This window comes from Microvirga rosea (assembly GCF_020595095.1).
Taxonomy (GTDB): Bacteria; Pseudomonadota; Alphaproteobacteria; order Rhizobiales; family Beijerinckiaceae; genus Microvirga; species Microvirga rosea.
Map to the genome: position 1 here is coordinate 637,621 of NZ_JAJDOP010000001.1, position 24,248 is coordinate 661,868.

Here is a 24,248-nt window from a genome sequence, read left to right on the forward strand (position 1 = left end):
GGCGCATCAGGCGCGGGATTGCGCCGGCGCGGGAGCCTCCTCCGGCACGCCCGCGTCCCTTTGAAGGGTATCCCGCCGCACCACGAAGCACAGGATGATCAGCGGGATGCCGATGGCGGCCGTGGCTGAAAACAGCAGCGGATAGCCGTAGGCGTCCACCACGGCGCCCGACGCCCCGCCGATCAGCTTGCCGGGAAGCGCATAAAGAGAGCTCAAGAGGGCATATTGTGTCGCCGCGAAGCCCGGCGCCGTCAGCCCCGACATATAGGCCACAAGAGCCGAGCCTGCGAAGCCGCCCGCGAAATTGTCGATGCTGATGGCCAGGATCAGCAGATCGAGCCGCGCACCCTCCATGGCGAGCCAGGAAAACATCAGGTTCGAGGAGGCGGCGATGAACGAGCCGATCAGCAGCGTCCACCAAAGGCCGAGACGCGTGACGGCGATGCCGCCCGCAAAAGCGCCGGCGATGCCGATCCAGACGCCGTAGAGCTTGGACACATTGGCGATATCGGCCTTCGAGAACCCAAGGTCGATGTAAAGGGGATTGGCCATGACGCCTGCCACGAAATCAGGCAGGCGGAAGCAGGCGACCAAAGCCAGGATCGGGATCAGGATCAGGCCCTTTCGCCTGAACATCTCCGTCAGAGGTTCGAGAATGGCGGCCGCAAACGGAAGGTGCTGTCGAGGAGCGCTCTCATCGGCCCGGGGAGCGATCATGGTGGCCGCAAGCCCAATCGTCATCAGCGCCGCCATCGTCAGATAGGCACTGCGCCAGTTCACGAACTCGGCAATGTAAAGAGCGCCGGCGCCGGCGCAGATGAGCGCGAGCCGATAGCCAAGCTGGAGGCTCGCCGCCATCATGCCTTGCCGTTCCGTCGCCGCGGCGTCGATCCGCCAGCCATCGATCACCACGTCCTGGGTCGCCGAGGAGAAGGCGACCAAAAGGGCGGCCATGATCGTAATGGACAGGTGGGTCTGCGGATTGCCCAGGGCGATGCCCACGAGGCCGACGGCCGTCATGATCTGAGAAAGTGCCATCCATCCCCGACGCCGACCGAGGATCGAGGAAAGAAGCGGAACGTCATAGCGGTCGACGATCGGGGCCCAGAGGAACTTGAACGAATATGCGAGCGCGACCCAGCTCAGCATGCCGATCTCGGTTCGCGAAATGCCGGCCTCCCGCAGCCATGCGGACAAGGTGCTGAACACCAGCAGGAAGGGCAATCCGGATGAAAATCCGAGCGGCAGCATCAGGGCCACGCGGCCGTCCGTGAGGAGCGTTCGGAGCGAAAGCCGACGTTTCTCTGCCGATGTGGGTTGTGCCATGGATCCTGCCGTTACGGAAAAGGCGGCTTATGCGGAAAGCCGAGCTGCCATCGTGATGGGCGGACGTTGCAACGCCGTTAACGCCGGCCGGCCGCTGCGAGGGCCGTCCGATCCGTCTGCGCGACAGGGCGCACCACCATCGACGCGATGTCGCTGGCGACGCGGCTGGCGAGGCAATCGTAGCCCTTGTCGCTCATATGGAAACTGTCCGACGACAACATGGAGCGGAGATCTTCGGTGGAGCGCTCGCCCCACTGCTTCATCATCGCATACCGGGAAAAGACCGGCACACGGCGTTCCTCGCCCACCACGCCGACGAGCTGGACGAACCGCTCGTACCGGGCAGGATCGCGGATTGTCGGAAAATACTGCTGATCGAGGAGGATCAGCTCGGTCCCGCTCGTCTTTGCGGCCGAAATGCCCCGCTCCAGGAGGGCACGAAAGCTGCCTTCGGCGACACCGGCAACCGCGTCGTTGGTGCCGACCTGCCAAATGACCAGATCGTAGCCTCCGGCCCTGAGCGCCGCTTCCAACCGCTCGACCGTCATGGTCGCGGTCTCGCCGCCGATCCCGGCATTCACGACAGTCACCGTCTCGTGCCAGACCTCCGACAGATCAGCCTGCAGCTGAGCCGGATAGGCTCGATCGGGCCTCGATGCGCCCACGCCTTCGGTTGAAGAGGAGCCTATTGCCAGAATCCGCACCGGCTCGTGTCGGTTGAGTTTTCGGGAGATGGCGCTCAACAATCCCTGCGGCCGGAAGACCGACCCTGCCGACCCGCACGATTTCTCAGTCGCATAACTCGGGACCGGCATGATGGAGAAGGCCAAGCTCAGGACGGCAAGCGTCCCGGCGAGACAGGCGACAGCGCGAGACCTCGTGTACGACCGTTTTGCGGGCCGTCCGCGTTGAATTTGTTCCATTCCAGATATCGCGCCAGTGCCAGAAGACCAATCACCCCGATGATGGTGAATACCATGCCGATGATGTGGGGACTAGCGGAGGATTTGACGGAGGCGAGCGTCATGATGACCTGCCCCAACGCACTCAGAAGAGAGCCGGCCGCAAAGATCACCAGCCCGTTACGGCCAAGCCGTTGCAGATCCGGCCCCAAAAAGGTCTGCCCAAGCTTGTCGCCAATCCGCCACTGGGTCAGCAAATAGGCGATGGCGAGGAAATGGACCAAGCGACCAAGGCCAAGATCGTATTTCGGCAGGTCGAGCTGCGTGAATGCCGCGTCCCGCAGGCCCGGGGCCAGACCGAACATGTCCATGACCACGAAAAACGCGCTTACTGCAACGGTCAGGGCGCACATCATGCAGGTACGGGTCAGCGGGATCGGTCGCAAGACGAATGCCACGCCGGTGACGATGCCGAGGGTGAAGAGAAGCTGCCAGGCAAACGGATTGAAGAACCACGTTCCAGGCTCCGGCCAACTTGGCAGGGCGAGGACGCCGCTCCGGGCGAGAGCATAAATCCCGAGAGAAACGGCAAGGGCGACGAGCACATGAATTCTTGCCAGTACGAGTGCCACCGGCGCCCACAGCATCAACGCGATATACAAAGGCAGGATATTGAAATAGCCAAGCTGGTGGCCCAGCACGAGAATTCCCGTCACGCCTTTCGCCGTATCTCCAAACACGGCGCTGCGGCCATCCGCCTCGATGAGGCCGATATCGTCGCTGAGTTCGTATCCGATCGAGAAAAGCGCGATGGCTCCGGCGGTCAGAAGAAGGTGCATGCGGTAGAGTTCAAGGGATCGCCGCAGGCATCGGCGAACAACGCCAAGGACGTCTCCTTGCGGGATTCTGCGGTAATACACCAATGCCAGCGAGAGTCCCGAAATGAAGATGAAGGCCTCGGCCGAGTCCGAAAAGCCGAAGGTTCGAGGCGTGATGTTCTCGATGATGTTGCCGGGAATATGATTGACGAAGATGATCAGGAGGACGAGGCCTCGCCACAGATCAATCGTCCCATTGCGTCCTGCTGCATCCATCAATCGAACGTCCCTTTCCTTCTTGGAAAACGCCAAGGTCGCGATCTGGTTCGCGTACCTGCGCGGTCAAGCGCCACGATGTCTGCTAATCGAACAAACCTTGTCAGAATCTTATCGTGAGCCAGATCGCGAGAATTTCCAGACACACCGCATTCACATCTCGATGATCGCGAAGGCGATCCATGCGGATGCCGATGCAACGGTTCATCGTTCTCCTGCGTCCGCTTTCGCGGAAACAGTGCGACATAGCTTGTCCAGGAACATTTCGAGGGCGTTTTCAGGAGCGCAATCCGGCTCAGTCAGAACCCGCAATCCCCACTGCTCCAAGACGGCCTGCTCCACCGGATTGGGGCGGAGCATGAAGACGTAGGAGGGCGGGCGATCCTTTTCGAAACCGGAGCCTTTCCACGTTTTCCAGAGTCGGTGCAGGAGAAACCTGATGTTGAGATCTGTCAGGCTGTACCCCACGAAGAGAATTGTCTTTCCGAGCGCATCCGATCGAAATTTGATGTCGAGGGGTGATTCGAACGACAGGCGATCAAGGTAATCGGTTTCGGCGATGACGATCGATTGGTCGTCATCGAAGTCGCCGTGATATTTGACGATCTGCGGCACGCCGTCACGAATGCGCGCAATGTCCTTCGCATCGACGATCTTCACGAACGGCTTGCCGTGGAGCGAGAAGGCAGCCTCGAGGTTGCGGTCGAAATTTGTCGTGTAGATGATCGGAAAGTCGAGCTCGCAGATCAGGGCATGAACGCGGGAGGCCTTGAGCTGTTCGTCCGGCAGCGTCCATTTCCGGTCCATCCAGCTCCGCAAGGGCCCGATGCTGCCCTTCGTGAGACGGTAATATTCGGCCAGCGTCAGGTGGTTGACCTCCGTTTCCGCGAGATCCTCTCCGTCGATGTGCAGTTCCTGCGCGATGTGTTCGGTCAGCGTCCGCCAGGATGGAAGCCCGACCGTCATCGACACGCCGGCCCCGGCGAAAAGAATGGCTTGGCGGTTACGGATGGCTTCTGCCAAATCGTCCACGGCGTCTGTCTCCCGACTGTTCGTCAGGCCGATAACGCATCGGGTGGTTTTTGGGCTCCCCATGGAACGGAAGGCTGAGGAAATGCCTCTTCCCACGGGACAACGCAGAGGGAAATTCCCTCGGCTCGCAACCTCAGGAAACCAGAATGTCGCAAAACCGGATCACAAAAGCCGAATCTGTCTACAAGGGCCGGAGAAACCTGCTGCTTCTCACGCTTGAGAATTCTGACGGAGACACCATGCAGCGGGAGGTTCTGGAAAGCCCTCCCGCGGCTGCCGTCCTGCCTTATGATCCGGTCCGGCGGACGGCCGTGCTCATCCGACAGTTCAGGGCTCCCGCCCTTCAGGCAGGTTGTCCGGCCGATATTCTGGAGGCCATCGCAGGGCTCATCGATCCGGGAGAGACGCCGGAAGACGGGATCAGACGGGAGGCCACGGAAGAGGCCGGCCTTCGCTTGGGCAGCCTCGAGCATGTCGGCGCGACCTGGGCTTCACCTGGGTATTCCACCGAGCAGGTCCATCTCTTTCTCGCGCCCTATTCAGAGACGGACAGAACAGGCGTGGGTGGAGGCTTGGCGGAGGAACACGAAGATATCGCGGTTTGCGAGTTCCCCATTTCCGATCTGCCGCGGCTCATTGAAAGCCAGGCGCTCTGCGACCTGAAGACGATGACGCTCGTTCAGGCGCTCGCCCTTCGCCACGCAGAATTGTTTCCTTCGGAAAGCATCCGGGTGCCGAAGGAACAGGCGTAAGGCTCAGATCGCGCCTGCAGCCGCCGCATCGATCTGGGCCACGACGCGGGGATCGAGCCCGAGGGCCCCGGAAAGGTGTGCCAGGAAGACCCGCTCCTCCACCGTGTTCGGCGTGATGATGCGACGGGCTGCCGTATAAACCTGGATGGCTGCTTCCGGAGTCTTGACGGCGGCTGCGAGCTCCGCTGCCGTTGCCGGACGGGCCAGCTCCGCCTCGATAAGGTGAACGCCTTCGCCATCGATCCCGGCATTCTTGAGGGTCCCGAGGATCCGGGTGCGCTCGCCTTCATCGATGCGCCCGTCGGCGGCCGCTGCGGCGATCATGGCGCGCAAAACCAGGAGTGCGGTGTTCTCGGCCTGCAGGGACGGAGCTGCCGTCGGCGCAGGAGGCAGGAGGGCTGCCGGTTCAGAGGGCCTCGGCAGAGCTTCGCCTTCAAGGACAGGGCTCGTGTCCCCACCCTTGTTCATGAAACGGCTGAACAGGGCCGCGCCCTTGGCTTTTGCCTTCTCGGTCAGCTTGCGACCCGTTTGCGAGTTCAGCGCGGCCTTGGTGACACCCACCATCACGGCATGCACGGCGGCATTGCCCTGGGGCGTCTTGAGGTAGTCCTGCGCCCGGCGGAGGAGCAGGTCCGTGAGATCGCTCGGCGGTGGGGCCGCCGGGGGCTTTTCCTGTTTCGGCGGAGCCGGGGGTGGTTCGCCCTCGGCCTGTTGCGCGGCCGGTGGCGGAGGCGGGGAAGGGCGATTGGCCAGATCGATCAGATCGCTCAGCAGGCTTCCGGCCCCGAGGGGGTTGGCCGGGGGTGGCTTTGGCGCCTCCGCAGGCTTGGGGGCGGCCGGAACAGGCGCAGGCTGACTACCTGAGGCTGCTGGCGTCCCGGCCGGCGTCCCAAGGGCATCGAGAAGTTTCTTGGCATCGAACATGGATGCTGCCCCCCACGAATCTTTTGAATTTACCTGGAAATTGCTTTCCCGCGCAAACAATCGCCCGGTTTGGTGGCTCCTTGCGATCAGAAGATCGTCGAGAACACCATGGTGATGAGACTCCATACCGTCATGGCACCCATCGCCAGATAGGCCCATTTGGGCATGCCGCCGGCTGCGCTCGCTGTACGGGAGTTGGTCTCGACGGCATTGATCAACTGGGTCTGGACCTGCTGCCCCTTGAGCACGAGCAGGGTGAGGCCCTGAATGGCTTCAGCCTGAGCATTGAGCAAGGTCGTCATGTGCGGCTCCCGCGTGTGCGGGTCCGACGATGTCTCGTTCAGATGCGCCAGGCATTCGCCGATCTGGCCGATCGCGCCGCGCATCACGTCAAAGTTCTGGCTCTGCTCTGCAAGCAGCACCCGCGCCTGGGTCAGCGGATCCGGCATATTCTGCTGGGCAGCCTGGGAAAGATGCTGCATCAAACCCGCCTGGCCCTGCGAGATCGCGGCCCGAACGGCCTTGCCCGCATCCGAGGCGAGGGCCGCCTGAGTCATGCCGACGGCCTTGCTGACCAATTGGTCGGCATTGGGTCTAAGAAGAGGTTCGCGGGTCTGTTCCATGGGGCCAGCTTCGGGATGAAAAGATTCGGGTGGAAAGCGCTCTCATAGCTCAAATGATCGACAAGAGCTATGCTCTATCATTCCAAAGCTGCAAATTCCTTTGCGTTACCTCGCAGGCGGTGCGCCAGAACACTTTTCGAACCGAAAATATGCCTAGTACCCGCCAGCGAAGCTTGGCCTTACTGTGGCGTAGCGCAATAACGTCTTAATAAACCACTACCGAGCGGATCGACTTGCCCTCGTGCATGAGGTCGAAGGCCGTGTTGATCTCCTCGAGCGGCATCTTGTGGGTGATCAGATCGTCGATGTTGATCTTTCCCTCCATGTACCAGTCGACGATCTTCGGCACGTCCGTGCGGCCCCTCGCGCCACCAAAGGCCGTGCCTTTCCAGACGCGGCCGGTTACGAGCTGGAACGGTCGCGTGGCGATTTCCCGGCCCGCTTCGGCGACGCCGATGATGATGCTCTCGCCCCACCCGCGGTGACAGCATTCCAGGGCTTGGCGCATGACATTCACGTTGCCCGTGGCATCGAAGGAGAAGTCCGCGCCGCCGCCCGTGAGATCGACGATGGCCTGCACGACCTTGTCGTTTCCGATCTCGCTCGGGTTGATGAAGTCGGTCATGCCGAATTTTTCGGCCATCGCGCGCTTGGAGGGATTGATGTCGATGCCGATGATCCTGTCGGCGCCGACCATACGGGCGCCTTGGATCACATTGAGGCCGATGCCGCCGAGGCCGAACACCGCCACATTGGCGCCGGGCCAGACCTTGGCGGTATAGATCACCGCGCCGATCCCGGTGGTGACGCCGCAGCCGATATAGCAAATCTTGTCGAACGGCGCGTCCTCACGGATTTTCGCCAGGGCGATCTCCGGCAGCACCGTGAAATTGGCGAAGGTGGAGCAGCCCATGTAGTGGAAGACCGTATCGCCATCGCAGCGAAAGCGGCTCGTGCCGTCCGGCATCAGCCCTTGCCCCTGGGTGGAGCGGATCGCCGTGCACAGATTCGTACGCCGCGACAGGCAGGATTTGCATTGCCGGCATTCGGGTGTGTAGAGCGGAATCACATGGTCCCCGGGCTTGAGGCTCGTGACGCCCGCGCCCACCTCGCGGACGATCCCTGCGCCCTCGTGGCCGAGGATCGCCGGGAACTTGCCCTCCGAATCGAGCCCCGAGAGCGTATAGGCGTCCGTGTGGCAGATGCCGGTCGCCATGACCTCCACCAGCACCTCGCCCGCCTGCGGACCTTCAATCCGCACGGTTTCGATCGTGAGGGGCTTTCCTGCTTCCCAGGCCACGGCTGCTCTTGTTTCCATCGGGTGTCTTTCCTGTTGGGCTTTCGGCGGTGACTATGCGAACCAGGATAGCGCAAGGTCAAGGCAAGCAAGCGCACCCCGAAGGGCTTTCAAGATCCCGTCCGGCCCCCTATGTGGTTTCCTCCCGTTGCTCAAGAGGATCCTGTCGTGTCAGACATGCGCGCCGCCATCATTCCGGTCACGCCGTTCGAGCAGAACTGCATGCTCCTGTGGAACGACAAAACCAAGAAGGGCGCCGTGATCGATCCCGGTGGTGATTTGGAACGGATTCGCAAGGTCATCGACGAGAGTGGCGTGACCGTCGAAAAGATCATCCTGACCCACGGACATATCGACCATGCCGGTGGCGCTGCCGAGTTGAGGGAACAGCTGGGGGTTCCGGTCGAAGGACCGCACGAGGCGGACCGGCCTCTGCTAGAGCGTCTGCCGGAACAAGGGCGCGTTTATGGACTTGCTGGCGTGCGTGCTGTGACGCCGGATCGTTGGCTGAACGAAGGCGACACGGTCACGATCGGCGGCCTTGTGCTCAACGTCCTGCATTGCCCGGGCCATTCTCCTGGAAGCGTGGTGCTCGTTTCGCCAGAGGAGCGTTTTGCCCTGGTGGGGGACGTACTCTTCAACGGCTCCGTCGGGCGCACGGACCTGCCCGGCGGTGACGGCGCGGCCCTGATACACGCGATCAAGACCAAGCTGCTGCCTCTTGGCGACGATGTCACCTTCATTTGCGGTCATGGACCGATGAGCACCATCGGTCAGGAGCGGGCAACCAACCCGTTCCTTCAGGAAGGAATGCTCGCTTAGCGAGCGGGCATTACCGACTCCATACGCCGATCCGGGCCTGGCGGGCGTGTTCCGCGGCGGCTTTCAGTTCATCTGTCGCCTGCGGGGTCGCCCGGCCACCGCCATTATAAAGAACCACCTTCGACAGGTCCTTGTCGGCGACTTGGCAGCGATGGGTGTTGCTTCCGCTCACGGGGCTGCATGTCACCTCACGCCCCGACAGGTAGCGGGCCAGATCCTCAGGCTTGCCGCCGCCGGATGCCCATTCCACACCGAACAGGTGGACCACGCGTCCCTGAACGGACAGGGTCGCTGTATCGATCACCTCCGGCACGCCTCGGAGCGCGGCGGTTTCCTCTCGCACAGGACTCGCGACGCTGCCGGTTTGAGAGATCTCCCCTGCGTCGCCCGAACGGCCATCGTTGCGAAGAACAGCGAAAACGCCCAGCGCAACGAGAAGCGCCGCCGCGACGCCTCCCATCGCGAGCGGTCTCCTGGCCCATCGCCGGCTCTCTGGAGAAATCTCGTCCTTTCCCGGCAGATCACGCCGCATACGCTCACGCAAGATGCGCAGGTGCTCAGGAAGTGTTCGCAGATGCTCCGTCCGCTGAAGCACCGAGTGTTTCCAACGAGGCGCTTCGCGCTGAAACCACGCATTGATCGTTTGCCAGTCGAAACGGGTCGATATGCGCGCATCCCCGCTTGAGGATTCGGTCGGCCGATCGGTGGCGAGTTGCAGCCAGTCGCGCCTCATAGGTCGTTCCTCAGCAACCATCACCGGAGAAGCGTCATCTCCGGTCTGGTCTTGTTCGTTTTCGAACAGGGCCGGTCTGGTCCGGCGAATCTCGGACAGGACGTCGCGAACCACCATTTCTGCTTCCGCCTCACCGGTCCCGGTCAGGCGCACCTTTCCGCTCTCGTCGAGGACGGTCAGTGTCAGAATCCCGTCATTGTCGGAATACCGGAGCGTGCTTTCCACGATCAGCTCAAGCGGCTGGCGCGCGTCCTCCGTCGGGTGAAATGACGCTATTTCCCGGCGGATCAGGGCGCGGAGGTGGTCCCGCGTCGCATGAGGGTCCATTCGTTGCGAGGCCGTCGCCATATCACCATCGAACTCATTCATCGTCGGAATCCTCGGGTGTCATGATCTGATCATCAGGGCCTTGATCGAGCACCATGCTGCTCTCGGCCGAGATGAGAGGCTGGTTGTCGACGAAGCTCACGATCAGCTGGAGGGCGCCGGTGCCCTGGGTCCGTCGGCCGCGCTTCGGATGAGCGGCCGTGAAGTCGAAGATCGACTGCACGGCGCAATCATTCCCTTGGGCCTCGCAGGCAACCTGAACGGTGTCCGGCTGGGCCGCGTAGCGACGTTCCGGCCAACGGCGGATGAAGCGCCGCTTCTCGCGCATCAGGTTGCGGAGACTGACCAACCGGCCGTGAAACAAAACCCGTGGACCATAGAATTCCGCGTTGGCTTCGAGGTTGTCCTCCGTGGCGGCGGACCAGGATTGAAGATAGCGGATCGTGAGATTTCTCGCCGCCTCCGTCCGATCGGAACGATGTGGCTCCTTGGCCACCACTGCTGGGCCGCTATCCGGGCGCGCCGCCTGTCCGGGTGAGACCTGTGGCGGGGGCGGAGCATCCTGTTGCGCAGCCGGAGGCGGCGGCGGCTCCACGGGGGCCGGAGAGGCTTGAGGAGCCGGAGGAGGCGGCGCGGTCAGGTCGGTGGGTGGGTCGACCCAGGAGCGGCCTGCTTGAGAGAACGCTGGAGAGACGCTGGCGGCAGCCGCCACGACGAGACTCAGGCTCCTCAGAAAACGCAAACCGGCTGCCATCACTGCTCTCCTTCCGCCGGGTTCTTATGAACTAGGCGGGTAGGAAAGCGGCTGGGACGAGCCTAGGTTCCCGAGAAGCTGCTTTGCTAAGCCAAAACGGGATGGACAAGCTGCAGGATGAGGGGGAGCTTGTTCCTAGCAGCCGGTGAGAGCCGGGGTCCGTTCCACCTCAAGGCCGAAGAAGGGGCGTATCGTCGTGCCCAGCACGTTGCCGACAAAAGCCGCCACCAGCCAGACCCAGCCGTGCAGGCTGCCCGATGCGATGCCGGAGAAATAGGCGCCGATGTTGCAGCCATAGGCCAGACGGGCACCGTAGCCGAGAAGCAGGCCGCCGACGATCGCCGCGATCGCGGAACGCAGGGGAACGCGCCAGACGGGAGCGAAGCGGCCCGCGAGGGCGGAGGCCAGCAAGGCTCCGAGCACGATACCGATATCCATGACCGACGTAACGTCGTTCAGGATGTTGCCGTTCAGCGCGGCTTGCTGGGCCGGAGACGACCAGTAGGGCCAGCTCGCCACCTGAAAGCCGAGGCCCGCCGCGATCTTCGAGCCCCAGAGGGCGAAGGCCGAGGTGATTCCCCATGGGCGGCCCGCAAGGGCCAGGGTCGCAAAATTCAGGAGCGCGAGGGCAACGGCACCCGCGACGAGCGGCCAGGGGCCACGCAGGAAACGCGCCAAGCCCGTCCGCGGGGCGGCGCCGGCGGTCACGAGCCGGCCATGACGCCGCCGCTCGAACACAATCGTCACGATCGCGATGGCGGCGAACACGGCGAGTTGAATCGCCAAGCCTGTCCAAGGTCCCGCAACCTCGATGATCGATATTTTCGGCAAGCTCGGCAGGGCCGTCCACCAGTGGAGGTGAGCAGCGCCGATGGCGGAGCCCGCGACGAACGCCGCAAGGGTGATCAGCATGCGCGTCGAGCCGCCTCCCACCGTGTAAAGCGTTCCCGAAGCGCAGCCTCCGCCGAGCTGCATGCCGATTCCAAAGATAAAGGCTCCGAAAACAACGGAAACTCCCGCCGGCGACACAAGCCCCGAAACCGGCTGCCCGAACAGCGAACCTGCCGCCAGAACGGGAAAGAACAGGAATGAGGCGACCGCAAGCATCACCATCTGGGCGCGAAGCCCCTCGCCGCGTCGATCCGCGATGAAGACGCGCCAGGCGGACGTGAAGCCGAAAGCCGCGTGATAGAGCACGAGGCCCATGGCCGCCCCGAGAACGTACAGGAGGGCCTGCCGCGGATTGACTACGGCCCCGATGAGGGCGGCCCCTGCAATGATCCCTGCACCGGCGATCAACGAAGCTTGGGAGTTGATCCCCCTTCGTGAGCCGGCACGCAGGGTGGAACCGGAAGCGACAGCCGAACCCGACATGAGATTTCCTGACCAACGGCGCCGATCCCGCTTTGGAGGCGCTAGGATGAATTCACAGAACCGAAGATGAGCCGTCTATAATTCACATTCAAGTGCGAATTCTAAAATAGTTAAACGTAAATTTCATGTGTTATGCTTGCCCTGCACCGATGACGCAAGAGGAGCAAGCTTCGTCAGCCACAGACCGATCCCGAAGGCGATGGCCAGCAGGCCGCCGACGAGGCCCGTGACGCCGGTCCAGCCCCATGTCGACCAGAACAAACCGCCGAGGGTGCCGATGGCGCTAGAGCCGAGATAGTAGGCGAAGAGATAGAGAGCCGACGCCTGCGCTTTCGCCGTGTGCGCACGCTGCCCCACCCAGCTGCTTGCAATCGAATGGGCACCGAAAAACCCGAACGTCACGGCGACGATCCCCAGCAAAATCAGGACGAGATTGTCAAACAGGGTGATCATCAGGCCGGAAAGCATGACGACGATCATCGCCCACAACACCTTGCGCCTCCCGAGGCGCCCGGCCAGATGACCCACGAAGGTGGAGCTGAAGGTGCCGACCAGGTAAACCGTGAAGATCGCCCCGATGGCCGAGTGGCTGAGAGAATAGGGCGACGCCATCAGCCGATAGCCGAGGTAGTTGTAGAAGGTCACGAACCCTCCCATCAGCAGAAAGGCTTCGGCGAAGAGAGCACGGAGCCCCGGTTCTCTCAGATGCAGCACAAACGAGCGGAGGAGATCGCCGAGGCTGGCGCGGCGCGGCAGAAAATGCCGCGATTCCGGCAGGCTGCGCCATGCCGCCACCGCAGCCGCGAGGCCGAGCGCGCCGATCACCCCTATGGCGAGCCGCCAGGAGGCCCAATCGGTCAGAAAGCCCGTGATGACGCGCCCGGCCAAGCCACCGATGGCATTGCCGCCGATGAAGAGGCCCATGGCGAGGCCGATAGACTTCGCATCCACCTCCTCGCTCACGTAAGCCATGGCGATGGCCGGCAGCCCGCTCAAGGTTGCACCGATCAGCAGGCGGGTCACGAGCAGAACGTGCCAGTTCGGCGCCATGGCGGAGACGAGCGTCAACACGGCCGAGGAGAACAGGGCTGCGACCATCAGGGGCTTGCGGCCCAGCACTTCCGACACCGATCCGGTGACGAGCATGGCGAGGGCGAGCATGCCCGTGCTCAAGGAGAGCGAGAGGCTGCTGACGGCGGCGCTCACCTGAAATTCCTGGGAAAAGACCGGCAGCAACGGCTGGACGCAGTAGAGGATCGCGAAGGTCGCAAAGCCGGCGGCAAAGAGGGCGAGGTTCAGCCTCCTGAAGGCGGGCGTGCCGCTTTCGAGCCGATGCGACTCCTCTCCTGGCGTGTCGGACATGTCCTCTCCCCGGCGTCTGGCATAGGCTCATATAGCAGGACGTAAAGAAAACCTTGGCGCAAACCATTCCATATGCGCATGGAGCGCCTGTCGCCTTTGCGCTTCTCTTTCGGGCCGAACCAAGGCTCATGGCAGGTATGATCGGTCGTTCACATCGCCCGAACACCGGCCGCTTCCCCCAGGTTTGAGATCTTCATGGCTGCTCCTTCGATCACCCCACGGGCCGCGCCTGCCGCGGATGCGGCTGGGCGCGCCTCCGCGTCTCAGCTCCGGGGCACCATTCTGCTGGTGACCTCCACGGTCTTTTTCGCCTGCGCCGACGTCATCACGAAGGAGCTCGCGGGCCGCCTGCCGGCCGTCGAGGTGGCTTGGTTGCGCTATGTCACGTTTGGCCTGATGACGGTCTTTCTGCTGATGGGAAGCGGCGGCGGAACGGCGCTGCGCACCCGTCACATGGGCCTCCAGGTCCTGCGCGGTCTCGGCATGGTGGGATCGGCCCTGCTGTTCACTGCCGGGTTGCCTTACCTGCCTGTCGCGGAGGCGACGGCCATCTACTTCATCTCGCCGATCCTGATCATGGCTCTCTCCATTCCGTTCCTGGGCGAGGTGGTCGGCTGGCGGCGATGGAGTGCCGCCTTTGTGGGCCTTGTCGGAGTGCTGATCGTCATTCGCCCCGGCACGAACGCGTTCGAGGCCGCCGCGATCCTGCCGCTCCTGGGCGCGACGAGTTGGGCCACGGCCGCGGTCGTGACAAGAAAGATGAGCGGTCGCGATTCCGCCGTCACCACGCTCGCCTATTCGGCGCTTGTCGGGACCGTGCTGCTCACCCTGCTGCTGCCCCTGTTCTGGGTCACCCCGGGGCTGCCCGAGCTTGGTCTGGGCTTGGCCATGGGCGTGTTTTCAAGCATCGGGCATTGGCTTGTGATCCTGGCCTATCGGCAGGCCAACGCGTCCACCATCGCGCCGTTCTCCTATGTCCAGCTCCTGTGGGCGGGGATCCTGGGCTATTTCGCATTCGGGGCCGTTCCCGATTCCTGGACCGTGGTCGGCGCCGTGATCATCGCGCTCAGCGGTCTCTACACCGCCTATCGCGAGCGTGTCCGCGCGGCCTCCAAAGCCTGATGGCGATTGGCTCAATTCGCGTAAGGGTGTAGGCTCTCCTGGCCTCGATCGTGCTGTCGGGAGAAATGAATGCCCGGAGAGAGCACATCGCATGTCGCCGGGAGCCAGCGCCGTCTTGCGGCCATTCTCGCGGCGGACATCGCCGGCTACAGCCGCCTCATGGGAAACGATGAGGAGGGTACCCTCGTGCGGCTCAAAAGGCATCGCCGTGAGATCGTCGAGCCGACCCTTCAGGAGCATTACGGCCGTCTCGTCAAAACCACGGGCGACGGCTTCCTGGCGATGTTCGACAGCCCGCTGGAGGCCGTTCGCTGCGCCATCGTGATCCAGCAATCCATGGCGGCCCGCAACACGTCGCTGCCGCCGGACCAGTGGATCCGCTACCGGATCGGCGTCAATCTGGGGGATGTGATCGTCGATCCCGACGATGTTTACGGGGAGGGCGTGAATATCGCGGCGCGGCTGGAGAACCTCGCCGATCCGGGCGGTGTGCTCATTTCCGGCGGCGTCTATGAGCAGATCAAGAACAAGCTGGTCTGCGGCTACCAATCCATGGGCGACGAGAAGCTCAAGAACATCACCGATCCCGTGCGGATCTATCGTGTTCTTCCCGATCCCGCATCCGTCGCGCGGGCCGCCCGGCATCACTGGATCTGGGTCTCGAGCGGGGCTGCGGCCTTGCTGATCCTGGGCGGTGTCGGCTGGTCGATCATGAAACCCGAGCCCTCCGTGGGAGGGCGACAGGTTTCGATGGCGGAACGGCCCGCTGCGGGGCCGCCCGGAGCGATGCCGGCCGAACCGTCTCAGACGGATTCCTCATCGGCCGGCGGCGGCTCGACGGCGGCATCGTTGCCTGGAATGCCGCCGACGCCCCCGGCCTCCGGAAGCGCTCTGCCGATACCGATCCAGCCGATCCCCCCGAGCGCAGGTCCTGGATCGAAAACGCCGCCGTCCGTCGTGGCGGCAATTCCGCCTCCCGCCAAACCGGGCGAGACCAGCTCCGGCTCAACATTCCGGGACTGCCAGGGCTGTCCCGAGCTCGTCCGTATTGCCGGAGGGAGCTTCCGGATGGGGAGCGATGAGGATTCCTCTGAAAAGCCCCTTCGTCTGGTCCAGGTCGCTGCCTTCGCGATCGGGCGTTATCCGGTCACGGTAGCCGAGTGGAACCAATGCGTCGCCGCAAAGGCTTGCGCGGACGTGGCCCGAGGCGACAATGACGATCCGGTTCGCAATCTCAGCTGGCTCGATGCCCAGCAATATGCCGGATGGCTCGCTCAGAGCACGGGCATCCCCTATCGCCTGCCCAGCGAGGCGGAATGGGAATATGCGGCGCGGGCCGGGTCCAGCAGCCGTTACTGGTGGGGCGAGAAAATGGCCCCGAAGATGGCCAATTGCAAAGGCTGTGGCGATCCCTACGACACCCATGCGCCTCTGAAGGTCGGGAGCCTTTCGCCCAATCCCTTCGGCCTTGCCGATGTCAGCGGAGGCGTCGCCCAATGGGTCGCGGATTGCTGGCACCCGACCTATCAGGGCGCCCCCACGGATGGATCGGCCTGGGCGGAGCCGAATTGTCGCGAGCATGTGCTGCGCGGAGGATCCTGGCGTAATGACGCCAGCTACGCCCGTTCGGCAAGCCGCTCTCATTACGACACGGGCGTGCGCTATCCGGCCCACGGATTACGGATCGCGCGATCATTGTAGGGAAGGGGAGAGAAACATGCAGGCCTTGCTTCAGCGGCGGATCACCGCCTTCGCAATCCTGGCAGGCTGTCTTCTCCCGGTCGGAAATTCCGCGCAGGCGCAGAGTCCGGCGCCATCGGACGCGGTCCTCTACATCATCTATCCTCATGACGGGCAGCGGATCAGAGGATCGTTTCCGGTGCGCTTCGGCCTGCGCAACATGGGCGTGACCCATGCGGGCGACACGACCCCCAATACGGGACATCACCATCTCCTGATCGACGTTCAGGAAGATATCGATCCGGGCGAACCGTTGCCGACCGACAGGCAGCACCTGCATTTCGGCGCAGGACAGACCGAAACCAGGCTGGAGCTGCCGCCGGGACGGCACACTCTCCAATTGGTGTTGGGCGATGCGGAGCATAAGCCCTTCAAGCCGATGCTGACCTCCAAGAAGGTGACCATCACCATATTGCCGCCACGGATCCGCAAAGCGCCTCAGACAAGCCGCGCCGAGCGCTGAGGATCGTCTGCTTCTCTTTAATTTCTCATCATTTGCGGCCCGGAATGCGTTCTTCTTAACCGGCTGTTAACCATAAAACGACGAAATCAGGGCATACAAGGAATCTGATTTCGTGACCATCGCCGTTCGCACCCGTCCCTCCCTTCGCTTCCGTGGCAGATCATTTCTGGCCCTGGTCCTGGCGCCGGTCGTTCCCATGCGGGATTGGCTCGAAGACCTGGACGAGGTTGCCAAGGGGTCTCCCGGCTTTTTCGCGAACCGGGCGATCATTCTCGACGTCTCGGCCCTCAAGCCTTCCAAGTCCGAGCTGAAGTTTCTTCTCGCCGCCCTGAAGATGCGTGACATCCGCATTATCGGGTTGGAAGGTGCCGCCCCCCAGGTTCTCGATGCCGACATGCCGGCTCCCGTGAACGGCGGCCGCTCGGCTGCGGATATCGACGTTCCTGATCTGGATGCGATGCCGATCCCGGTGGCGTCCTCCCCCGAACCCGCCGCCAATTCCACGCTCCTGATCGAAGGCTCGCTGCGTTCGGGTCAGTCGATCCTTCATACGGATGGCGACGTCACAATCCTGGGATCCGTCGCCTCCGGTGCCGAAGTGGTGGCCGGCGGTTCCATTCACATCTACGGCGCCTTGCGCGGTCGCGCCATTGCGGGCTGCACCGGCAACAGTCGCGCCCGCATCTTCTGCCGCAAGTTCGAGGCCGAGCTTATCGCCGTGGATGGGCTCTACAAAACGGCCGACGACCTGGGGCCGAAGTATCGCGGTCAGCCGATCCAGGTGAACCTGGATGGCGATGCCATCATCCTGAAATTGTTAGACTGACAGACAGAAAAGAGAGACGACAATGGCCAAAGTCTTGGTCGTAACATCTGGCAAGGGCGGCGTCGGAAAGACCACATCAACGGCGGCTTTAGGCGCTGCGCTCGCCCATGGCGGTGAAAAGGTCGTCGTCATCGATTTTGACGTCGGCCTGCGTAATCTCGATCTGGTGATGGGGGCGGAGCGTCGCGTCGTTTTCGACCTCATCAATGTGGTGCAGGGCGACGCGAAGCTGAACCAGGCTCTGATCCGCGACAAGCGAATCGAAAATCTGTCCCTGCTTCCCGCTTCGCAAACCCGTGACAAGGATGCGTTGACTGAGGAAGGCGTCGCACGGGTGCTGGCTGACCTGCGCGAAAAGTTCGACTGGATCGTCTGTGACAGCCCGGCCGGAATCGAGCGGGGTGCCACTCTTGCGATGCGCCATGCCGATGTTGCAGTCGTGGTCACCAACCCCGAAGTCTCGTCCGTTCGCGACTCCGACCGCATCATCGGCCTCCTGGATTCCAAGACCGAGAAAGCGGAAAAAGGCGAGCGGGTTGAAAAGCACCTTCTGCTCACCCGCTACGATCCCGTGCGCGCCGAACGCGGAGAGATGCTGAAGGTCGACGATGTGCTCGAAATCCTCTCCATCCCGCTAATCGGCATCATTCCGGAAAGCGAAGAGGTGCTGCGGGCCTCCAACGTCGGCTCTCCGGTGACGCTGAACAATCCCACGAGCGCGCCGAGCAAGGCTTATTTCGATGCCGTCCGGCGCCTCAAGGGTGAAACGGTGGAGATGTCGATCCCGACCGACAAGAAGGGCCTGTTCGGGAAGCTGTTCGGACGGAGGGCCGCATGAACCTGATGAGTTTCTTCCAGCGCCGCACGTCCGCGCCCGTGGCGCGGGAGCGGCTGCAGATCCTTCTGGCCCACGAACGGGGCGTCGTCGGCGGCAAGTCGGATCTTGTCGCTGTCCTGCGAGAGGAGATCCTGGCGGTCGTGCGCCGTCACGTGACGATCGAGCAGGAAGGCGTCCAGATCAAAATGAATCGGGGCTCCGACATGTCGACCCTCGAGATCGAGGTGGAAATTCCTGCTCCCGTCTCTGCGGGAGCATAGAGCCAAAAGAAAGGGCGCCTCAGGCGCCCTTTTTGTTCCGCACTCTTCTTATGGCAATTATGCCGCCGAGGACGATTCCGCCTCGCTCGCCGGAGACGCGGCTTCCTGCTCGCCTCGCTGCTGCGGATAGCTCCGCGGAAGATTTGACACCGGGCGGCTCGGAGCCGCAGCCGTCGTGCGACTGGTCGCCGACTGCAAATCCCCCTGAACGCTTTCCAACAGCGCCGCGACCCATCCATGGCCCGCTCCCATGCTTTCACGCAGGGCGGTCTTGGCCACATCGATCTTTGCCGACACTTCCATGAGATTGCGGGACTGCAACGTGGCGAAGTCCTGCTCGATGGTCCGCAATTCGCGCAAAAGCTCGTCTCTCAACGAACTTTGCTCCTCCGAGGTGATCAGCGGAGAGGCCAGCATGCCGCGAAGCGCGGCCCAGCGCAGTCCGAGAGCGCTGACGGATTGAGATCCATCGAGCCCGGCGAGATTTTTCGAGTCAGCCACGGTGTTGTCCCTTTTTATGTGACGTCAGAATCATCGAGCGTGAGCTTGTGGCCATGGTTGTGGCGTGAATCGGGCAGGCGGATGGAAATGATGATGAGGGACGCACAATTTCAGGAAAGGATACATTATCCGGATCGGGGCTGTGGATGGCTTTCACCGCATGAAGAAATAAAGCGTCAGAAGAGCTCCCACGGCGATGACCAGCCAGCGGATCACCGGTGCCGGCAGCCGCCGTCCGAAGGCGACCCCCGCATATCCGCCGATGACGGATGCAGCGCCGACGATGAAGGTCTCATGCCAGCTGACGAGCCCCGCCGCGATGAACAGAACGACGGCCACCAGCTGAATGACGGTCGAGCAGAGGTGCTTGGCCGAGTTGATGAGATGAAAGTCCTCCCCTTCGGTGATGGCGAGGGCCGCGAGCATCACGATGCCCATCCCGGCTCCGAAGAAGCCGCCGTAAGTCGCCACGAGGAACTGGAACGTCAATCCTCCGATCCAGGCGCGTCTGCTCGGATGCTTGCCTTCGGCCTTGCCGATGGAACGCGCGAGCGCCACAATCTGAGGGCTCGCCGCGAACAACAGGGTGGCAAACAGCAGAAGCCAGGGCACCAGCAGCCTGAAGGCCGCATTGTCGGTTGTCGTCAGGATGAAGGCTCCGAGCAGCCCGCCGGCAAGACTGACGGCTCCAAGAGCCGCGAAACGTCGAAGATTGGCCGCCAGCTCCCGGCGATAGGCCCAGGCACTGGCGAGGTTGGCCGGCGTGACGGCCACCGCGCTGGTGGCGTTGGCCGTGATCGGTGGCAATCCCGCCGCGATCAGTGCGGAGAACGTAAAGAAAGTGCCGCCGCCGGCGATGGCATTGACGAGGCCTGCTCCAAGGCCGGATGCGGCAAGGAGCGCCGTGGTTGCAAGGTCCATGATAACAGATGTTCAAAGGCTGTCCGGAAAGGACCGCAGGGATGGATCGATTCGGCAGCATAGCCATGTCTCCCGCCCGAGCCCATGCGGCGAAGGTCGAGCATCGATCCTCATCCCCGGACGGTTCGGCGCCCGGATCATGATCCTGCTTTCAGACGATGTGCCGGACGTTCGCGCCAGACCGCTCACTTCAGAGCATCAAGACGCACGCTCGCCTGTTGGATCCCTTGCGCGAGCGCACGATTATAAAGATCCCGCGCCCTCGCCGCATCGCTGCGGATCCCCACGACACCCCGCTCGGACAAAACCTGGGGATCATAGGTTTCGGCAAGGATGAAGGTCGCCCGGGCACTGCCCGCTTCTCGTGCCCGCTCGAGCAGAAGGCGGGCCCCGCTCACGTCGCCTTGCCGGAAAAGCGCGTCTCCTCGCAGGGTCAGGCGCTCCTCGGGCGAGACCGGCGGTGTGGGGTTTTTGTCTGCCTCTGGCGTAGCCGGAAGGATCTGCGCGGCCGGCTGAGGCGCAAGGGAGTGCTGATCCGAAGGTGCTGGCAGAGGCGTCGCCGCTTTCTCTCCGAGGGGGAACGTTGCGGCGGGCATCGTGATGGATTGAGAGAATGGATCCTCGAGCTTGGTCGGCTGGAACCAGCTCATCCCGGTCTTTTCCAGTTGGACGATCAGGGGCGGCGATCCCGAGTCGTCGAGCGCTCTCAACGCACGCGGCCCCTCAACGCCCATCGAGAGCCGGCTCGGAGCCCCGTCGACGGCAGGCCTCTTTTTCCGGTCCGGCGTCTCTTTCACGTCGGCGGAACTTGCTGTCGAGGGTGGCATCCGGCTCCGTTCCTCCTGGAGCGCATGGAGATTGTCCGTCACATGGGCGAGTTCTTTTTCGGCCGCGTCGGCCCGAGCTTTTTGCTGCGCCAAGGCTTCTTGCACGGCTGCCATGTCGCTCGCGGCGGAGATCGCCTCGCGTTCATGCAGGTTCTCAAGGGCATTCAACTGATTGGTAACGGCGACGAGATCGCGGGCGGACCCCTCCGCCCGCTCCCTTTCCTGTTTCAGGACCTCTTGCAACGCAGCGACCTGGAGCGCCGCCGATGACGACGGGCCGTCCGTGGCCTGGCGGCCCTGATCCTGGGGCGATGGTTGCGGGTCGATGGCGCGCTCAAGATCGAGCGTCTGCAGCGCAGGCAAAAAATCAGGATGACGCAGCCAGTCGATCAGGATGGTCGCAAACGTGCCCATTTCGATCGCGGTTTGAAGCTGCTGTTCCGCCACATCGAAATCGTTCTGTCGGATCAGCGCTTCCAGATGAGCTGCCATTCTCTTGTGCTCCGGCAGAGTCACGATGAGCGGCAGCAAGGTCGCGATATTCTGGCCCGTAACGAGGGTCTGGGAATCTTGCGCGGCGTTGAGCCCTGCCTGCGGCCGAACGAGAGGAGGCGGTTGTGATGGCGGGTTGTCCGCCTTGAGCGGGTCCGGGGAAACCAGCGCGTACATTCCCATCATTCCCGCGGCGAGAAGCGGCGCTGCCCCTATGGGCGATTTTCTCTGCAGCGCTCGCCTCGCGATGGATGAGGAATTCGGATGGTCGCGTCCTTGCATGTCGGACCTCCTCGCTGGCCTTTGGCCTTATGTCAGTTCAATCCTGCCGCGTGGTGCGTCGCGCTGCCTTCTGCCGGTCGCTCTGCCAAGCGAGAAACTCCCGGAAAAGATGCTCCCGTTGCGCGGCGGGCACAGAGGTTCCTTTGCTTGTCAGGAAAACTTCGAAGCTCTTGAGCTGATCGGGTGATCCGTTTTTCGCAAGGGCGATCTGATCCAGCCAATCCTGGGCCGGCCGCATCCGCTCCCAGCCCGGAACGTCGGCCGCGAGGTTGACCTCCTTCCATTTCGGGTGGCGCCCAGGCTGGAGAAAATCGTCGAATTTCGAGAAGAACGCATTCACGAACCGCTTCACACGGCCATAGCGTTCCGTGCTCTCCGGCCAGTTGAAGACGGCGAGCAGGCTGCCGACTGCAAGGGTATCGACAGCTTTTCCTGCGTCGATCAGCCGGGGATAATCGGCATTCGTCAGCCGTGCCGGGAAATAGGTTTCGGCGATTTCGCCCTCAAACGGAATCGGGAGCAGGTGGAAACGTCCATCCGCCTGAAACTCCGCCATGGCCCGCACGGGTCGCCCGGCGACGTAAACGGCAGCTTGGATCTCTCCGGAGCGGAGGCGCTCATAGGAGGAGCCCTGATCGAAGGTCGTAAGTTCCGGCTTGATCCCCAATTTCGCGAAGATGATCTGGGCCGTCAGATTGGTGCCGCTGCCTGTCTTGTCGATATTGACCTTCTTGCCGTCGAGCTGCCGGATATCCGTGATGTCCCGGCTCGTCAGAATATGAACTTCTTCGTTGTACAGACGGGTGATGAAGCGCAGCCGTTTGACCGCTTCGTTCTGGAGGTTCTCCGCTTTCAGCTGCTCCCGCGCGTCCATCTGCACGATGCCGATATCCACGCCGCGCAGAAACATGATGTCGCGCAGATTCTGCAGAGAACCGCGCCCGATGATCGGCAGGACCCGGAGGTTTTCGTCGTCGAGCACATTGGCGAGATCCGCGGCAATGCGAATATAAGTGCCGTCGGCGCCACCCGAGATGATGCCGATCGTCCCTGCGTTGGCGCGGGTGACGGCTGTCGGTGAAGTGTCAGTCGCATAAGCTCCGGCCGCACCCGACAGAAGAGCCGCGGCCGCCAAGAGAGTCCGCGATATTTTCAGGAGAAACGATGGGCGCCTCAGCGCCTCAGACTTCCGATGTTTTGACTTCCAAGACTGGATGAAGAAATTCCGGACTTGCTCCGACATCGAAAGTCCTCCCTGGACTGCCTGAGGGTCGTTCCCGAGTTGCCGGCCAGGGATTTGAACAATGGTATTGTATGGGCATTCAAGCCAGCCAAGAGCGACCAAGGCAAATCATCGTAGAACCATCGGTGAAGCGGTCAATACAGTTCAATGCAGAACAAAATAATCAAAAAGAGCTAAAGATAACTACAAAGTAATAAAAGATGTATTTATAATCCTGATCATCTGGTTTATTTGCTGATTGCCAGAGTTTATTCGTTGCCTCTGCTCTCCGTGCAACCTTGGCACGCAGGCCCGAGAGGGCTGGAGGAGGGCACCCCGCATCCTGTACAAGACCGTATCGGCAACCAAGGAGACATGAGAGGATGATTCATCGTGGCATCGTGGAGGCGATCGGTAACACACCACTGATCACGCTGCGCAGGGCATCCGAGATGACCGGTTGTCGAATCCTCGGCAAGGCAGAGTTTCTGAATCCGGGGCAGTCGGTCAAGGATCGTGCGGCGCTGTTCATCATCCGGGATGCCGAGAAGCGGGGCCTGTTGCGCCCGGGCGGCGTGATCGTGGAAGGCACCGCAGGAAATACCGGAATCGGTCTTGCGCTTGTGGGCAACGCCCTGGGTTACAGAAGCGTGATCGTGATTCCGGAAACGCAGGCCCAGGAAAAGAAGGATATGCTGCGGCTGTGCGGCGCGGAGCTCATCGAAGTGCCGGCGGTTCCCTACGCCAATCCCAACAACTACGTGAAGGTCTCCGGACGTCTGGCCGAAAGGCTGGCGGCATCCGAGCCCAATGGCGCGATCTGGGCCAACCAATTCGACAATGTGGCGAACCGGCAAGGGCATATCGAGACCACCGGTCCCGAGATCTGGGAGCAGACCGAAGGGACGGTCGATGGTTTCATCTGCGCCGTCGGAACCGGAGGAACCTTTGCGGGCGTGGGCATGGCTCTCAAGGCGCGGAACCCAAAGGTCACGATCGGCTTGGCCGATCCCATGGGGGCCGCCCTTTACAGTTACTATACGGACGGGGCCCTGAAGGCCGAGGGCTCGTCCATCACGGAAGGGATCGGCCAGGGCAGAATTACAAAGAATCTCGAGGGGTTCACGCCTGACGTCGCGTTTCAGATCCCGGACGAGGAGGCATTGCCGATCGTTTTCGATCTTCTGGAGCACGAAGGACTTTGTCTCGGCGGGTCTTCGGGAATCAACGTCGCCGGCGCGATCCGGCTGGCGAAGCATCTCGGCCCCGGCCACACCATCGTAACGGTGCTCTGCGACTACGGCACACGTTATCAGTCGAAACTCTTCAATCCTGATTTCCTGCGCTCCAAGAACCTGCCGGTTCCGGCCTGGCTCGAACGGACGGGTCCGCTCGATCCAGGCCTTGTCTCGTGAGATGTCGTGCCGGGGCG

The 24,248-nt window shown here is 62.5% G+C and carries 24 protein-coding genes; 9 read left to right on the top strand and 15 right to left on the bottom strand.

Annotated features, from left to right (window positions below):
• Positions 1 to 6: 6 nt before the first annotated feature.
• From LJD17_RS03035 to LJD17_RS03050, 4 genes are all read right to left on the bottom strand, one after another.
• Positions 7 to 1,326 carry an AmpG family muropeptide MFS transporter gene (locus LJD17_RS03035; RefSeq protein WP_227382627.1) on the bottom strand — a complete coding sequence of 440 codons (1,320 nt, stop codon included), beginning with the start codon at positions 1,324 to 1,326 and terminating at the stop codon, positions 7 to 9.
• 77 nt (positions 1,327 to 1,403) lie between these two features.
• Positions 1,404 to 2,249 carry an SGNH/GDSL hydrolase family protein gene (locus tag LJD17_RS03040; RefSeq protein WP_455029919.1) on the bottom strand — a complete coding sequence of 282 codons (846 nt, stop codon included), beginning with the start codon at positions 2,247 to 2,249 and terminating at the stop codon, positions 1,404 to 1,406.
• Positions 2,159 to 3,322, bottom strand: coding sequence for an OpgC family protein (locus LJD17_RS03045; protein ID WP_227382630.1), 1,164 nt, complete (start codon positions 3,320 to 3,322; stop codon positions 2,159 to 2,161). Before LJD17_RS03045 ends, LJD17_RS03040 begins: the two co-directional genes overlap by 91 nt.
• Positions 3,323 to 3,526: 204 nt before the next feature.
• Positions 3,527 to 4,354: an SIR2 family NAD-dependent protein deacylase gene (locus tag LJD17_RS03050; RefSeq protein ID WP_319799666.1), complete on the bottom strand. Its 828-nt coding sequence runs from the start codon at positions 4,352 to 4,354 to the stop codon at positions 3,527 to 3,529.
• 146 nt (positions 4,355 to 4,500) lie between these two features.
• Between LJD17_RS03050 and LJD17_RS03055 the strand changes: the two genes are divergently transcribed.
• Positions 4,501 to 5,106: an NUDIX domain-containing protein gene (locus LJD17_RS03055; protein ID WP_227382632.1), complete on the top strand. Its 606-nt coding sequence runs from the start codon at positions 4,501 to 4,503 to the stop codon at positions 5,104 to 5,106.
• 3 nt (positions 5,107 to 5,109) lie between these two features.
• On the opposite strand, the gene LJD17_RS03060 is transcribed toward LJD17_RS03055, so the two are convergent.
• From LJD17_RS03060 to LJD17_RS03070, 3 genes are all read right to left on the bottom strand, one after another.
• Positions 5,110 to 6,030, bottom strand: coding sequence for a DUF533 domain-containing protein (locus LJD17_RS03060; RefSeq protein ID WP_227382633.1), 921 nt, complete (start codon positions 6,028 to 6,030; stop codon positions 5,110 to 5,112).
• An 86-nt stretch (positions 6,031 to 6,116) separates the two neighbouring features.
• On the bottom strand, positions 6,117 to 6,653 hold the full coding sequence (locus LJD17_RS03065; protein ID WP_227382634.1) for a hypothetical protein: 537 nt from the start codon (positions 6,651 to 6,653) through the stop codon (positions 6,117 to 6,119).
• A gap of 205 nt (positions 6,654 to 6,858) precedes the next feature.
• Positions 6,859 to 7,971 (bottom strand): S-(hydroxymethyl)glutathione dehydrogenase/class III alcohol dehydrogenase, encoded by a 1,113-nt coding sequence (locus tag LJD17_RS03070; RefSeq protein ID WP_227382635.1) that lies wholly within the window; start codon positions 7,969 to 7,971, stop codon positions 6,859 to 6,861.
• 156 nt (positions 7,972 to 8,127) lie between these two features.
• On the opposite strand from LJD17_RS03070, the gene LJD17_RS03075 reads away from it, so the two are divergent.
• On the top strand, positions 8,128 to 8,772 hold the full coding sequence (locus LJD17_RS03075) for an MBL fold metallo-hydrolase (protein ID WP_227382911.1): 645 nt from the start codon (positions 8,128 to 8,130) through the stop codon (positions 8,770 to 8,772).
• Between the two features lie 10 nt (positions 8,773 to 8,782).
• Here LJD17_RS03075 and LJD17_RS03080 read toward each other — a convergent pair whose 3' ends face one another.
• The 4 genes from LJD17_RS03080 to LJD17_RS03095 form a co-directional block, all read right to left on the bottom strand.
• On the bottom strand, positions 8,783 to 9,874 hold the full coding sequence (locus LJD17_RS03080) for a thermonuclease family protein (protein WP_227382637.1): 1,092 nt from the start codon (positions 9,872 to 9,874) through the stop codon (positions 8,783 to 8,785).
• Positions 9,867 to 10,586: a hypothetical protein gene (locus LJD17_RS03085; protein ID WP_227382639.1), complete on the bottom strand. Its 720-nt coding sequence runs from the start codon at positions 10,584 to 10,586 to the stop codon at positions 9,867 to 9,869. Before LJD17_RS03085 ends, LJD17_RS03080 begins: the two co-directional genes overlap by 8 nt.
• A 135-nt stretch (positions 10,587 to 10,721) precedes the next feature.
• Positions 10,722 to 11,960, bottom strand: coding sequence for a YeeE/YedE family protein (locus tag LJD17_RS03090; RefSeq protein WP_227382641.1), 1,239 nt, complete (start codon positions 11,958 to 11,960; stop codon positions 10,722 to 10,724).
• Positions 11,961 to 12,083: 123 nt separating this feature from the next.
• On the bottom strand, positions 12,084 to 13,322 hold the full coding sequence (locus LJD17_RS03095) for an MFS transporter (protein ID WP_227382643.1): 1,239 nt from the start codon (positions 13,320 to 13,322) through the stop codon (positions 12,084 to 12,086).
• A 195-nt stretch (positions 13,323 to 13,517) separates the two neighbouring features.
• Between LJD17_RS03095 and LJD17_RS03100 the strand changes: the two genes are divergently transcribed.
• The 6 genes from LJD17_RS03100 to minE all read left to right on the top strand — a co-directional run bounded on the left by LJD17_RS03100 (position 13,518) and on the right by minE (position 18,571).
• Positions 13,518 to 14,444, top strand: a complete 927-nt coding sequence (locus LJD17_RS03100; RefSeq protein ID WP_227382645.1) for a DMT family transporter — start codon at positions 13,518 to 13,520, stop codon at positions 14,442 to 14,444.
• 69 nt (positions 14,445 to 14,513) lie between these two features.
• Positions 14,514 to 16,145 (top strand): SUMF1/EgtB/PvdO family nonheme iron enzyme, encoded by a 1,632-nt coding sequence (locus tag LJD17_RS03105; protein WP_227382647.1) that lies wholly within the window; start codon positions 14,514 to 14,516, stop codon positions 16,143 to 16,145.
• 16 nt (positions 16,146 to 16,161) lie between these two features.
• Positions 16,162 to 16,647: a DUF4399 domain-containing protein gene (locus tag LJD17_RS03110; protein WP_227382649.1), complete on the top strand. Its 486-nt coding sequence runs from the start codon at positions 16,162 to 16,164 to the stop codon at positions 16,645 to 16,647.
• 112 nt (positions 16,648 to 16,759) lie between these two features.
• Positions 16,760 to 17,473, top strand: coding sequence for a septum site-determining protein MinC (gene minC, locus LJD17_RS03115; RefSeq protein ID WP_227382651.1), 714 nt, complete (start codon positions 16,760 to 16,762; stop codon positions 17,471 to 17,473).
• A 22-nt stretch (positions 17,474 to 17,495) separates the two neighbouring features.
• A complete protein-coding gene (gene minD, locus LJD17_RS03120; protein WP_227382653.1) occupies positions 17,496 to 18,311 on the top strand; it encodes a septum site-determining protein MinD in 816 nt (271 codons plus the stop codon).
• Positions 18,308 to 18,571: a cell division topological specificity factor MinE gene (gene minE, locus LJD17_RS03125; RefSeq protein WP_227382655.1), complete on the top strand. Its 264-nt coding sequence runs from the start codon at positions 18,308 to 18,310 to the stop codon at positions 18,569 to 18,571. The genes minD and minE overlap by 4 nt, the downstream gene beginning before the upstream one ends.
• Before the next feature lie 57 nt (positions 18,572 to 18,628).
• Here minE and LJD17_RS03130 read toward each other — a convergent pair whose 3' ends face one another.
• The 4 genes from LJD17_RS03130 to LJD17_RS03145 form a co-directional block, all read right to left on the bottom strand.
• Positions 18,629 to 19,072, bottom strand: coding sequence for a hypothetical protein (locus tag LJD17_RS03130; RefSeq protein ID WP_227382657.1), 444 nt, complete (start codon positions 19,070 to 19,072; stop codon positions 18,629 to 18,631).
• A gap of 153 nt (positions 19,073 to 19,225) precedes the next feature.
• On the bottom strand, positions 19,226 to 19,993 hold the full coding sequence (locus LJD17_RS03135) for a sulfite exporter TauE/SafE family protein (protein ID WP_227382659.1): 768 nt from the start codon (positions 19,991 to 19,993) through the stop codon (positions 19,226 to 19,228).
• Between the two features lie 185 nt (positions 19,994 to 20,178).
• On the bottom strand, positions 20,179 to 21,594 hold the full coding sequence (locus tag LJD17_RS03140; protein WP_227382662.1) for a hypothetical protein: 1,416 nt from the start codon (positions 21,592 to 21,594) through the stop codon (positions 20,179 to 20,181).
• Positions 21,595 to 21,631: 37 nt separating this feature from the next.
• Complete coding sequence (locus tag LJD17_RS03145; protein ID WP_227382664.1) at positions 21,632 to 22,837, bottom strand: TAXI family TRAP transporter solute-binding subunit; 1,206 nt, start codon at positions 22,835 to 22,837, stop codon at positions 21,632 to 21,634.
• Positions 22,838 to 23,199: 362 nt separating this feature from the next.
• On the opposite strand from LJD17_RS03145, the gene LJD17_RS03150 reads away from it, so the two are divergent.
• Positions 23,200 to 24,231, top strand: a complete 1,032-nt coding sequence (locus tag LJD17_RS03150; protein WP_227382666.1) for a cysteine synthase A — start codon at positions 23,200 to 23,202, stop codon at positions 24,229 to 24,231.
• Positions 24,232 to 24,248: the final 17 nt, after the last annotated feature.